This is a genomic window from Martinezella tropici (assembly GCF_003287875.1).
In the GTDB taxonomy this organism is placed as follows: Bacteria; Pseudomonadota; Alphaproteobacteria; order Rhizobiales; family Rhizobiaceae; genus Rhizobium; species Rhizobium tropici_C.
Genome location: NZ_QMKK01000044.1, coordinates 132,045 through 145,028, shown reverse-complemented (window position 1 = coordinate 145,028; position 12,984 = coordinate 132,045). Strand labels below are relative to the sequence as shown.

The following is a 12,984-nucleotide window of genomic DNA, read 5'->3' as shown; positions in this document are numbered from 1 at the left end:
GAAGAGACATATGGCGATCAAGGCAAGCATCTATCATCTCACCCATTATAAATACGACAATCCGGTTCGCCTCGGCCCCCAGATCATCCGCCTGAAACCCGCCTCGCATTCCAAGACGCGCGTGCTGAGCCATTCGCTGAAAGTCACGCCGTCAAATCATTTCGTGAACCTGCAGCAGGACCCCTACGGCAACTATCTCGCCCGCTTCGTCTTTCCCGATCCGGTAACCGAGCTGAAGATCGAAGTCGATCTCGTCGCCGACATGACGGTCTACAATCCCTTTGACTTCTTCGTCGAAGAGGAAGCGACGAAATGGCCCTTCGATTATCCCGAGACCATCCGCGAGGATCTGTCGATCTATATGAAGCCGGAAGAACCCGGTCCCAGACTGAAAGCCTTCCTCGCCACGCTCGACCGCTCCGCGCAAAAGACCGTCGATATGATCGTCGGCCTCAATACGCGCCTGCAGCAGGAAATCGGCTATGTCATCCGCATGGAAGCCGGCGTCCAGACGCCTGAGGAGACCTTGGAAAAGGCGAAAGGCTCCTGTCGCGATACGAGTTGGCTGCTTGTTCAGGTCCTGCGCCATCTCGGCCTCGCCGCCCGTTTCGTCTCCGGCTACCTCATTCAGCTGACACCTGACCTGAAGGCGCTCGACGGCCCTTCCGGCACCGAGGTCGACTTCACCGACCTGCATGCCTGGGCGGAAGTCTACCTCCCCGGCGCCGGCTGGGTCGGCCTCGACCCGACGTCGGGCCTTCTGACGGGCGAGAGCCATATTCCGCTTGCCGCCACGCCGCATTACCGCAATGCCGCGCCGATCTCGGGCGGCTATTTCGGCGAAGCCAAGACCGAATTCGATTTCGACATGAAGGTCACCCGCGTCGCCGAGCATCCGCGCATCACCAAGCCCTTCTCGGACGAAAGCTGGGATGCGCTGAACGAACTCGGCGAAAAGGTCGACGCGATCCTGAAGGAAGGAGACGTGCGCCTGACCATGGGCGGCGAGCCGACCTTCGTTTCGATCGACGACTTCGAGTCGGACGAATGGAATACTGCAGCCGTCGGTCCGACCAAGCGTGAAAAAGCGGATACGTTGATCCGCCGCCTGCGCGAACGCTTCGCGCCGAATGGCTTCCTGCACTACGGCCAGGGCAAGTGGTATCCCGGCGAAAGCCTGCCGCGCTGGACCTTTTCGCTCTACTGGCGGCGCGACGGCCTGCCGATCTGGTCGAATCCGGATCTGATCGCCAATGAAGACCGCGACTACAGCGTCACCGAGGACGATGCCGGCCGCCTGCTGACGGCGATCGCCGGCGAACTCGATATCGAGCCGGGCTATGTGGCGCCCGCCTTCGAAGATCCAGCCGAATGGCTGGTGAAGGAAGCGAACCTGCCCGACAATGTCGATCCATCCAATTCGAAGCTGAAGGATCCGGAAGAGCGTTCGCGAATGGCCCGCGTCTTCGAACGTGGACTGACGCGGCCCACGGGCTATATCCTCCCCATCCAGGCATGGAATGCGCGCGCCAGCGGCCGTCGCTGGACGAGCGAGAAATGGCGCACGCGCCGCGGCCGCATCTTCCTGACGCCTGGTGACAGCCCGGTCGGCTACCGCCTGCCGCTGAACTCGCTCGGCTGGATACCGGCATCGCAATATCCCTACATCAACCCCATGGACCCGACGATCCCGCGTGAAGCGCTGCCTGACTATGGTGAGGACAAGGGCCGGCCGCTGCAGGCTGCCCATTTCCAGCCCTACACCGGCCAGCAGCCGATCATGCCGCAATCCCTCGATGAGATCGGCGGCTATGTGCGCACGGCCATCAGCGTCGAGCCGCGCGATGGACGCCTCTGCATCTTCATGCCACCGACGGTCAGCGTCGAGGATTACCTCGATCTCGTTGCGTCAGCCGAACGGGCCGCTGCGGCCCTGAACCTGCCGGTTCACATCGAGGGCTATCCGCCGCCGCAGGATGAGCGCATCAATGTCATCCGCGTCGCCCCCGATCCCGGCGTCATCGAGGTCAACATCCATCCGGCATCGAACTGGAAGGAAGCCGTCGATATCACCACGGCGGTTTACGAGGAGGCGCGCGCCAGCCGGCTCGGCACCGACAAGTTCATGATCGACGGCCGCCACACCGGCACCGGCGGCGGCAACCATGTGGTCGTCGGCGGCCGCAGCACCATGGACAGCCCCTTCCTGCGCCGTCCCGACCTTTTGAAGAGCCTGGTGCTGCACTGGCAGCGCCATCCCTCGCTCTCCTACCTCTTCTCCGGCATGTTCATCGGCCCGACCAGTCAGGCGCCGCGCATCGACGAGGCCCGCCATGACAGCCTCTACGAGCTGGAAATCGCACTGGCCCAGGTCCCGGCACCCGGCCGCGGATTGCAGCCGCTTCCATGGCTGGTGGATCGCCTCTTCCGCAATCTCCTGACTGACGTCACCGGCAACACCCACCGCTCGGAAATCTGCATCGACAAGCTGTTTTCGCCTGACGGCCCGACGGGACGCCTCGGTCTCGTCGAATTCCGCGGTTTCGAAATGCCGCCGAATGCCCGCATGAGCCTTGCCCAGCAATTGCTGGTGCGCGCGCTGATCGCCCGTTTCTGGCGCAATCCCATCGACGGCAAGTTCGTGCGCTGGGGCACGACACTGCATGATCGCTTCATGCTGCCGCATTATATCTGGCAGGATTTCCTCGACGTTCTCGCCGATCTCCACGAAAACGGTTTCGACCTGCGGCCGGAATGGTTCCAGGCGCAGCTTGAATTCCGTTTTCCCTTCTGCGGGGAAGTCGAATATGAAGGCAGCAAACTGGAATTGCGCCAGGCGCTGGAGCCCTGGCATGTGCTGGGCGAAGAAGGCGCGATCGGCGGCACTGTCCGCTATGTCGATTCGTCGGTGGAACGCCTGCAGGTTCGATTCGAAACCTCCAATCCATCGCGCTATACGGTGACCTGCAATGGCCGCCCCGTGCCGCTGACGCCGACGGGAGCGTCCGGCGTTTCGGTCGCCGGCGTGCGCTACAAGGCATGGCATCCGGCCTCAGGCCTCCATCCCGTTCTGCCCATCGACACGCCGCTGACTTTCGATATCTACGACACATGGTCGCGGCGCTCGATCGGCGGCTGCATCTACCATGTTGCTCACCCTGGCGGCCGCAACTACGACACATTCCCCGTCAACGGCAACGAGGCGGAAGCGCGACGACTTGCGCGTTTCGAACCTTGGGGGCATACAGCGGGTGGCTACGCCTTGCGACCGGAGACTGCGTCGGTGGAATTTCCTCTGACGCTCGACCTCAGGCGGCCGGCAGGAATTTGAGACGGAACTGTGAATGGCTAGAAAACCGGCGACGGAACGGCGGGACGAAGTGAAGACCGGAACCGGTAAGGAACCGGCCTTCGCCTATCGTCCGTTGCCCGGCGTCGCCGACGAAATGGTCGACAATAAAGGCGCCGTTCGCCCGGTCTGGCAAAATCTGCTGTCGGCGCTGTCGCGCATGTCGGAACTGGAGCTGACGGAGCGCTTCGCCCGAGCCGACCGCTATCTGCGCGATGCCGGCGTTTTCTATCGGGCCTATGGGACGACTGGCGCCAGCGAACGCGGCTGGCCGATCTCGCATATTCCCGTGCTGATCGATGAGCGCGAATGGCAATCGCTTTCGGAAGGGCTGCGCCAGCGCGCCGATCTGCTCGAAGCGGTCATGGCCGATATCTATGGCGACAGCCGGCTGGTGAGCGAGGGCTTGCTGCCGCCGGCCTTGATCGCGGCCAATCCGGAATTCCTGCGTCCGCTGGTCGGCGTCAAGCCCGCAAATGGTCATTATCTGCATTTCCTGGCCTTCGAAGTCGGCCGCGGCCCGGATGGAAACTGGTGGGTGCTGGCCGACCGCGCGCAAGCACCATCAGGCGCCGGCTTTGCACTGGAAACGCGCGTCGCTACCACTCGCGCCTTCTCCGATATCTATGCGGAAACCAAGGTTCATCGCCTCGCCTCCTTCTTCGGCGCGTTTCGCGATGCCCTGCTGGGTGGCAAGCGCAGCGGCGAGGGCCGGGTTGCCGTTCTGACTCCGGGACCCGCCAACGAGACCTATTACGAGCACGCCTATATCGCCCGCTATCTCGGCTTCATGCTGCTCGAGGGCGAAGACATCACCGTCGTCGACGACCAGCTGATGGTGCGTACCGTCGCTGGACTGCGGCCGATCAGCGTCCTGTGGCGCCGCCTCGATGCTTCCTATGCCGATCCGTTGGAGCTCAACCAGCATTCCCATATCGGCACACCGGGCATGGTCGAGGCGCTACGGGCGCAGACGGTGACGATCGTCAATGCACTTGGCTCCGGCATCCTCGAGACGCGTGCCCTGCTCGCCTTCATGCCGACCATCTGTCGGCATTTGCGCGGCGAGGAATTGAAGCTGCCGTCGATCGCCACCTGGTGGTGCGGCCAGAAGGCCGAGCGCGAGCATGTCGCCGCCAATATCGAGAAGATGGTGATCGGGCCGGCCTATTCCTGCATGCCCTTCTTCGACGATAACGGCCAGTCCGTGCTGGGCTCGACCTTGCGCAGCACCGCCCGCGATTCGATCGCGGAATGGCTGGCGAGCGAAGGTCACAAGCTGGTCGGCCAGGAAGTCGTCACGCTTTCAACCACGCCGGCCTGGGTCAACGGCAGGCTGACGCCGCGGCCGATGAGCCTGCGCGTCTTCGCGGCCCGCACCGAAAACGGCTGGCAGATCATGCCCGGCGGCTTCGCCCGCATCGGCAGCGGTGACGATGTTGCCGCCATCGCCATGCAGGCCGGCGGCTCGGCCGCCGATGTCTGGATCGTCTCCGACAAGCCCGTCGAAGCCCATACACTGCTGCCGGCCGAAGAAACCTTCACCCGCAATATGCCAGGCAGCCTGCCGAGCCGAGCCGCCGACAACCTCTTCTGGCTTGGCCGCTATATCGAGCGGGCCGAAGGCGCCCTGCGCATCCTGCGCGCCTGGCATGGGCGTTTTGCCGAGGCGGCGGATCCGAAGCAGCCGCTGCTTGCCGACGTCAGCGCCTATCTCGCCGCCATCGATATCGACACCGAGGAGGCGGTTCCTGAAAGCCTGCTGAGCAACATAAACAGCGCGGTTTATTCGGCCAGCAACATCCGCGACCGGTTTTCCCCGGACGGCTGGCTCGCGCTGAACGATCTTGCCAAGACCGCGCGCCGTTTCAAGGAGCGGGTAAAGCATGGCGACGACGCCAGTCATGCCATGACGATCCTGTTGCGCAAGCTTGCTGGCTTCGCAGGCCTCGTGCACGAAAACATGTATCGCTTCACCGGCTGGCGTTTCCTGTCGCTCGGGCGATACATCGAGCGCGGCCTGCATATGACGCGGCTGCTCGGCCATATGTCCGGTCCGGATGCGCCCGATGGGGCGCTCGACATGCTGCTTGAGATCGGCGACAGCGTCATGACTCATCGCCGCCGCTACAACGTCAATACGGCCCGCCTGACGGTGACCGATCTCCTGGCGCTCGATCCCCTCAATCCGCGTTCGATCCTCTTTCAGATGAACGAGATTCACCGCGAAGTGGAACAGCTGCCGAATGCCTTCGTCAACGGCCAGATGTCGCCCTTTTACCGCGAGGCCATGCGGCTGCATTCGGGTCTTGCCGTGATGACGCCCGAAGCGATGACCGTCGAAGTCTACCAGCAGCTGGCACGCGAATTGGAGCGGCTTTCCGATCTGCTGGCACGCACCTATCTCGGATGACGTGATGCTCTATGATCTCTCGCTTCACATGGGCTACATATACGACGTGCCGGCCAGCGGCGCACGGCATATATTGCGTGTCATGCCGCTCTCCCTGCCCAATCGCCAGAGGCTGATCGCCGGCTCGGTGAAAATAACCCCAGGCCCGGACGAGCAATCGAACTTCACGGATTTCTTCCAGCATCCGGCAACTTCGATCCTCGTGCGCGATCCGCACGAGAGGCTCGATATCCGCATGCAGGCGCGTGTCCAGGTGGAAAGCCAGCCCGTCGCAGCGGATTTTTCGCCCTTGCTCGCCAAATTGCCCGAAGAGATCGATGATTGCTGGTCGGTCGACCCCTCTTCGCCCCACCATTTCCTCGGTAGCAGCCCGCGCCTGCCTGAGACGAGTGAAATCACCGATTACAGCAGGCAGTGGCGATCGACCAGCCTGACGACCCTGCAGATCGCCCATGCGCTCTGCGCGCAGATACACAAGGATTTCACCTACGACCCCAAGGCGACGACGGTCGACACCACGCCGAAAGAGGCCTTCCGCCTCAAGCGCGGCGTCTGTCAGGATTTCTCGCATGTGATGATCATTGCGCTGCGCAGTCTCGGCATCCCCGCCGGCTATGTCAGCGGCTTCCTGCGTACCATCCCGCCGCCCGGCAAGGAACGGCTCGAGGGCGCCGACGCCATGCACGCCTGGGTGCGCGTCTGGTGCGGCGAGACGGCCGGCTGGATCGAGCTCGATCCGACCAACAATATTCCCGCCGGCACGGACCATATCGTCGTCGCTTATGGTCGCGATTACTCCGATGTCGCACCCGTCATCGGCGTGCTTAAAAGCTATGGCAGCCAGAAGGCCGTTCAGGCAGTAGATGTTGTTCCACTAAAATAGAATATACTTAAAGTAGTAAAAATCTGAAGCAAATCGTGCCAGATTGCGTCATTCGTTAAAAATCAACCTTCCGCTTAAACGCTCAACTAAGATTTGTAATTGATAGTCTCGCCGTTCTTGGGAACTTAACTCTTTCGAATAGGCGGACATGATGCTTGCCGGCTCTGATCTACTTTGCGCATTAAAACAACTTCTACGTGATAGAGCTGGAAATTTTGGCATCCTGACGGCGATTGCCGTACCCGTATTGGTAGCAGCGGGCGGCATGGCGGTAGACGTCACCAACATGTCGCTGTCGCACAGCGAGCTTCAGGAAGCAACCGATGCAGCCGCACTTGCGGCAGCGACTTCGCTCGCTAACGGGACGGCAACGACGACGACCGCTAAGGATCTCGCCAACAACTTCGTCCTCGGCCAGATGTCGAACTACCTGCCGGGAGACACCACGACAACGAACGCGTTGAAGGCAGGAACATCGACCACGGTAACATCGAGCAGCAATTCATCCGGCGGCACGAGCTATACTGTTAAGGTCGACGCTTCCTACGGCATGCAGGTCAACAGCATGAGCCGCCTGCTCGGCATGACATCGATGACAATTTCATCGTCGAGTTCAAGCACGAGTGGAACGGCCGTTCAAAAAACCGCCCTGTCGATGGAAATTGCACTCGATAAGTCTGGATCGATGCTGCTCAACACAAACGCCATCGACAAGACACAAGCCAGCTGCATACAGTATTATACCAACGGCAACTATCTGTATCAGTATCCAAATCCGATAAGCCCCTGCTATATCAAGAAAATAGATGCGCTGAAGACGGCAGTAAGTAGCCTTCTCGACCAGTTGGATGCCGCCGATCCCAAGTCACAATATGTTCGCACAGCGGCCATTGCCTGGAGCAGTCAGGTCGACAGCTTCAGCAATCTCGATTGGGGAACGAAAACGACCCGTACGAATGTCGTGAGCGGACTGAATGCCCAAGGGGGCACCGAATCGAACGCTCCGATGAAAAAGGCTTATAACAGCGTTACCGCCGTTGCCGAGGCAACTGCACAAAGTAACAATGGCAACAAGACCTTTCAGAAATATATAGTCTTGATGACGGACGGCGAAAACAACGACACAAGTTCCGATCAAAAAACGCTGAATACATGCCAGGCCGCAAAGGACGCCGGCGTGCAGATCTATACGGTCGCCTTCATGGCTCCGACACGCGGACAGACCCTGCTCGCCGCCTGCGCTTCGAGCCCCTCCAATTATTTCGATGCGCAACAAATGTCCGATCTCGTGGCCGCCTTCAAGAGCATCGGTGCTCAGGCGGCCAAGCAGATGACGCTCCTGACCAAGTGACCCCGCCGGCAGCAGCACAAAGCAACCAAGGATAGAGAACAAAGAAAAAGCCGCGCGATGCGAGTATCGCGCGGCTTTTCTTTTGATCGATGCGCGAATAAAAGCTCGAAATATCATCGGAATCAAGTCTTTTCCCGCTCACGCCAAACCTTTCGCCGCAATTTTCGCATCTGCGCAACTCGCTTGTTGCAACTGCTTTACATCAGTGCGTAAACTGATAGTGAAACGGAAAGGCAAATCGATTTAATTGGCCGTAAGGGGCTGAATATAAATCACAAATGGCGAGAGTTGATGATATGAATAACTTGACGAAGGCCGATCTCCCCGTTCCAGCCCCGCGCAGTTCCCGCCCGGAAATCCTTGCCGAAGAAATCATCGAGCGCCTGACCTATCGTATCGGCAAGGACGCCAAGGTCGCCAAACCGCATGACTGGCTGACGGCAACGATCCTCGTCATTCGCGACCGCGTCATCGATAAGTGGATTGAATCGACCCGCAAGACCTATGAGACCGGCGCCAAACGTGTCTACTATCTATCGCTCGAATTCCTGATCGGCCGCCTGATGCGCGATGCGGTCTCCAATCTCGGCCTGATGGAGGAGATCACCAACGCGCTTTCCTCGCTCGGCGTCGACATCCGCGTCATCGCCGGTATCGAGCCCGATGCGGCCCTCGGCAATGGCGGCCTCGGCCGTCTCGCCGCCTGTTTCATGGAATCCATGGCAACCGTCGACGTGCCGGCCTATGGCTACGGCATTCGCTATGTCCACGGCCTGTTCCGCCAGCAAATGGCCGACGGCTGGCAGGTGGAGCTGCCCGAAACCTGGCTGGCGCACGGCAACCCCTGGGAATTCGAACGTCAGGAAAGCTCCTATGAAATCGGCTTCGGCGGTGCTGTCGAGACCGTCAGCGGCCATGACGATCAGCCGCGTTATGTCTGGAAGCCGGCCGAGCGCGTTATCGCCACGGCGTTCGACACGCCCGTCGTCGGCTGGCGCGGCAAGCGCGTCAATACGTTGCGCCTCTGGTCGGCACAGCCGATCGATCCGATCCTGCTCGACGCCTTCAACGCCGGTGATCATATCGGCGCGCTGCGCGAGAGCAACAAGGCCGAGAGCCTGACGCGCGTTCTCTATCCGGCCGATGCGACGCCAGCCGGCCAGGAACTGCGCCTGCGCCAGGAATTCTTCTTCTCATCCGCCTCGCTGCAGGACATTCTGCGCCGCCATCTGCAGCAATATGACGATCTGACCAATCTCGCCGACAAGGTTGCGATCCAGCTCAACGATACGCATCCGGCCGTTTCCGTCACCGAGATGATGCGCCTGCTGGTCGATGTCCACGGCTTCGACTTCGACAAGGCATGGGATATCACCAAAAACACCTTCGGCTACACCAACCATACCCTGCTGCCGGAGGCATTGGAAAGCTGGCCCGTTCCGCTGTTCGAGCGGCTGCTGCCGCGCCACATGCAGATCGTCTACGCCATCAACGCCAAGATTCTTGTCGAGGCACGCAAGCTGCGCAACTTCAGCGATACGGAAATCCGCTCGATCTCGCTGATCGACGAGAACGGCGACCGCCGCGTGCGCATGGGCAACCTCGCTTTTGTCGGCTCGCATTCGATCAACGGCGTTTCGGCACTCCACACCGACCTGATGAAGGTCACGGTCTTCGCCGACCTGCACAAGCTCTACCCTGACCGCATCAACAACAAGACGAACGGCATTACGCCGCGCCGCTGGCTGATGCAGTGCAATCCGGGCCTCACCAGCCTCGTGCGCGAAACCATCGGCGATGCCTTCCTCGACGATGCCGAGCAATTGAAGCCGCTGGATCAATTCGCCCGCGACAGCGCCTTCCAGGAAAAATTCGCCGCCATCAAGCGTGCCAACAAGGTGCAGCTTTCCAATCTCGTCGCCAGCCGCATGGGCATCAAGCTCGATCCAAACGCGATGTTCGATATCCAGATCAAGCGCATTCACGAATACAAGCGCCAGCTTCTGAATGTCATCGAAGCCGTGGCGCTCTACGATCAGATTCGCTCGCATCCGGAGCTCGATTGGCAGCCGCGCGTCAAGCTCTTCGCCGGCAAGGCAGCGCCGAGCTACCACAACGCCAAGCTCATCATCAAGCTGATCAACGACGTCGCCCGCGTCATCAACAACGATCCGTCGGTGCGCGGCCTGCTGAAGGTCGTCTTCGTACCGAACTACAATGTCTCGCTTGCCGAGGTCATGGTTCCGGCCGCCGACCTTTCCGAACAGATCTCGACCGCCGGCATGGAAGCATCAGGCACCGGCAACATGAAATTCGGCCTCAACGGCGCATTGACGATCGGCACGCTCGACGGCGCCAATGTCGAAATGCGCGACAATGTCGGCGAGGACAATATCGTGATCTTCGGTCTGCGGGCCGATGAGGTTGCCAACCTGCGCAGCGACGGTCACGATCCCCGCGCCATCATCGAGCGTTCGCGCGAACTCTCGCAGGCTCTGTCGGCCATTGCCTCCGGTGTCTTCTCGCCCGATGACCGCAACCGTTATGCCAGCCTGATCGACGGCATCTACAGCCACGACTGGTTCATGGTCGCCGCCGATTTCGACGCCTACGCGTCGGCACAGCGCGAAGTCGATATTCTCTGGGCCAACCCGTCGGAGTGGTATGCCAAGACAATCAACAATACCGCTCGCATGGGCTGGTTCTCTTCCGACCGTACGATACGCCAATATGCCAAGGAAATCTGGAGAGCCGGATGAAGAAGCCGAAAAAACCCGGTGACGGCAACAGCTTGAGGGATATTTCGGCAGACGAGATCGCTGCGATTCTCAAAGGCACCCATTCCAATCCGTTCGCCGTCCTCGGTGCCCACAAGACGGATGACGGCTATGTGGTGCGTTGTTTCATCCCCGGCGCGGAATCCGTCACCGCCTTGGCGCTGGACGGCTCGGTCATCGGCGAGCTGAACTGCCTCGATGCGGCGGGCTTCTTTTCCGGTGACGTGAAGCTCGGCAAGCAGCAGCCGCTGCGTTATCGCGCCCGGCGCGGCGATGCCGAATGGGCAGTGACCGATCCCTATAGTTTCGGCCCGATCCTTGGGCCGATGGATGATTATTTCGCCCGTCAGGGCACGCATCTGCGCCTCTTCGACAAGATGGGCGCGCACCCAATGAAGCACGAAGGTGTCCAGGGCTTCCATTTCGCCGTCTGGGCGCCGAATGCGCAGCGCGTTTCGGTCGTCGGCGATTTCAACAATTGGGATGGCCGCCGCCACGTCATGCGCTTCCGCTCCGACTCCGGCATCTGGGAGATCTTCGCTCCCGACGTGCCGGCCGGCGTGGCCTACAAGTTCGAGATCCGCGGCCATGACGGCGTGGTGTTGCCGCTGAAGGCCGATCCCTTCGCCCGCCGCAGCGAACTGCGCCCCAAGACCGCTTCGGTCACGGCCGCCGAACTCAGCCAAGCATGGGAGGATTCGGCCCACCTCGAGCATTGGGCAAGCGTCGACCAGCGCCGCCAGCCCATCAGCATCTACGAGGTCCATGCCGGCTCCTGGCAGCGCCGGGACGACGGCTCGATGCTCTCGTGGGACGAGCTTGCCTCGCGCCTCATCCCCTATTGCGTCGACATGGGCTTCACCCATATCGAATTCCTGCCGATCACCGAGCACCCCTATGATCCGTCCTGGGGCTATCAGACCACCGGCCTCTATGCGCCGACCGCCCGCTTCGGCGAGCCGGAAGGCTTTGCCCGTTTCGTCAACGGCTGCCACAAGGTCGGCATCGGCGTCATCCTGGATTGGGTGCCGGCGCATTTCCCCACCGACGAGCATGGCCTGCGCTGGTTCGACGGCACGGCGCTCTACGAGCATGAGGACCCGCGAAAGGGTTTCCATCCCGACTGGAACACGGCGATCTACAATTTCGGCCGCACCGAGGTGCTCGCCTATCTCTTGAACAACGCGCTCTACTGGGCCGAAAAATTCCACCTGGATGGCTTACGCGTGGATGCCGTCGCCTCCATGCTTTACCTCGACTATTCCCGCAAGCATGGCGAATGGATACCGAACGAATACGGCGGCAACGAAAATCTCGAGGCCGTCCGCTTCCTGCAGTCGATGAACACCCGGATCTATGGGGCTCATCCCGGCGTCATGACGATCGCCGAGGAATCGACCTCCTGGCCGAAGGTATCGCAGCCTGTCCATGAAGGCGGCCTCGGCTTCGGCTTCAAGTGGAACATGGGCTTCATGCACGATACGCTGAGCTATCTCTCCCGCGAGGCCGTGCATCGCAAGTATCACCACAACGAGCTGACCTTTGGGCTGATCTACGCCTTCTCGGAAAATTTCGTCCTGCCGCTCTCGCACGATGAAGTCGTCCACGGCAAAGGATCGCTGATCGCCAAGATGTCCGGCGACGACTGGCAGAAATTCGCCAACCTGCGTGCCTATTATGCCTTCATGTGGGGCTATCCCGGCAAGAAGCTGCTCTTCATGGGCCAGGAATTCGCGCAATGGAGCGAGTGGAGCGAAGAGCGCGCGCTCGACTGGAACCTTTTGCAATACCGCATGCATGAGGGCATGCGGCGTCTCGTGCGCGATCTCAACTTCACCTATCGCAGCAAGCCGGCCCTTCATGCCCGCGATTGCGAGGGCGATGGCTTCGAATGGCTTGTCGTCGATGATTTCGAAAACTCGGTCTTCGCCTGGCTGCGCAAGGCGCCGGGCGAAAAGCCGGTTGCCGTCATCACCAATTTTACGCCAGTCTATCGCGAGAATTATACCTTGCGCCTGCCGGCTGAGGGGCGGTGGCGCGAGATATTGAATACCGATGCCGATATCTACGGCGGCAGCGGCAAAGGAAATGGCGGGCGAGTACAAGCCGTCAGCGCAGGCGGAGGCGTACAAGCGATAATAACGCTGCCTCCATTGGCGACCATCATGCTCGAACCGGAATTTTGAGATCATTACGGACAGGGAGGAATAA

The 12,984-nt window shown here is 60.7% G+C and carries 6 protein-coding genes; all 6 read left to right on the top strand.

Features of this window, described 5'->3' with window-relative positions:
• Positions 1 to 10: 10 nt before the first annotated feature.
• The 6 genes from DQ393_RS19020 (at position 11) to glgB (ending at position 12,959) form a co-directional block, all read left to right on the top strand.
• Positions 11 to 3,331: a DUF2126 domain-containing protein gene (locus DQ393_RS19020; RefSeq protein ID WP_112343301.1), complete on the top strand. Its 3,321-nt coding sequence runs from the start codon at positions 11 to 13 to the stop codon at positions 3,329 to 3,331.
• 13 nt (positions 3,332 to 3,344) lie between these two features.
• Positions 3,345 to 5,762, top strand: a complete 2,418-nt coding sequence (locus DQ393_RS19015; protein WP_112343300.1) for a circularly permuted type 2 ATP-grasp protein — start codon at positions 3,345 to 3,347, stop codon at positions 5,760 to 5,762.
• A 4-nt stretch (positions 5,763 to 5,766) separates the two neighbouring features.
• Positions 5,767 to 6,645 (top strand): transglutaminase family protein, encoded by an 879-nt coding sequence (locus tag DQ393_RS19010; protein ID WP_112343299.1) that lies wholly within the window; start codon positions 5,767 to 5,769, stop codon positions 6,643 to 6,645.
• A 148-nt stretch (positions 6,646 to 6,793) separates the two neighbouring features.
• On the top strand, positions 6,794 to 7,996 hold the full coding sequence (locus DQ393_RS19005) for a vWA domain-containing protein (RefSeq protein WP_245430398.1): 1,203 nt from the start codon (positions 6,794 to 6,796) through the stop codon (positions 7,994 to 7,996).
• 296 nt (positions 7,997 to 8,292) lie between these two features.
• Positions 8,293 to 10,755 (top strand): glycogen/starch/alpha-glucan phosphorylase, encoded by a 2,463-nt coding sequence (locus DQ393_RS19000; RefSeq protein ID WP_112343298.1) that lies wholly within the window; start codon positions 8,293 to 8,295, stop codon positions 10,753 to 10,755.
• Positions 10,752 to 12,959 (top strand): 1,4-alpha-glucan branching protein GlgB, encoded by a 2,208-nt coding sequence (glgB, locus tag DQ393_RS18995; protein ID WP_112343297.1) that lies wholly within the window; start codon positions 10,752 to 10,754, stop codon positions 12,957 to 12,959. Before DQ393_RS19000 ends, glgB begins: the two co-directional genes overlap by 4 nt.
• Positions 12,960 to 12,984: the final 25 nt, after the last annotated feature.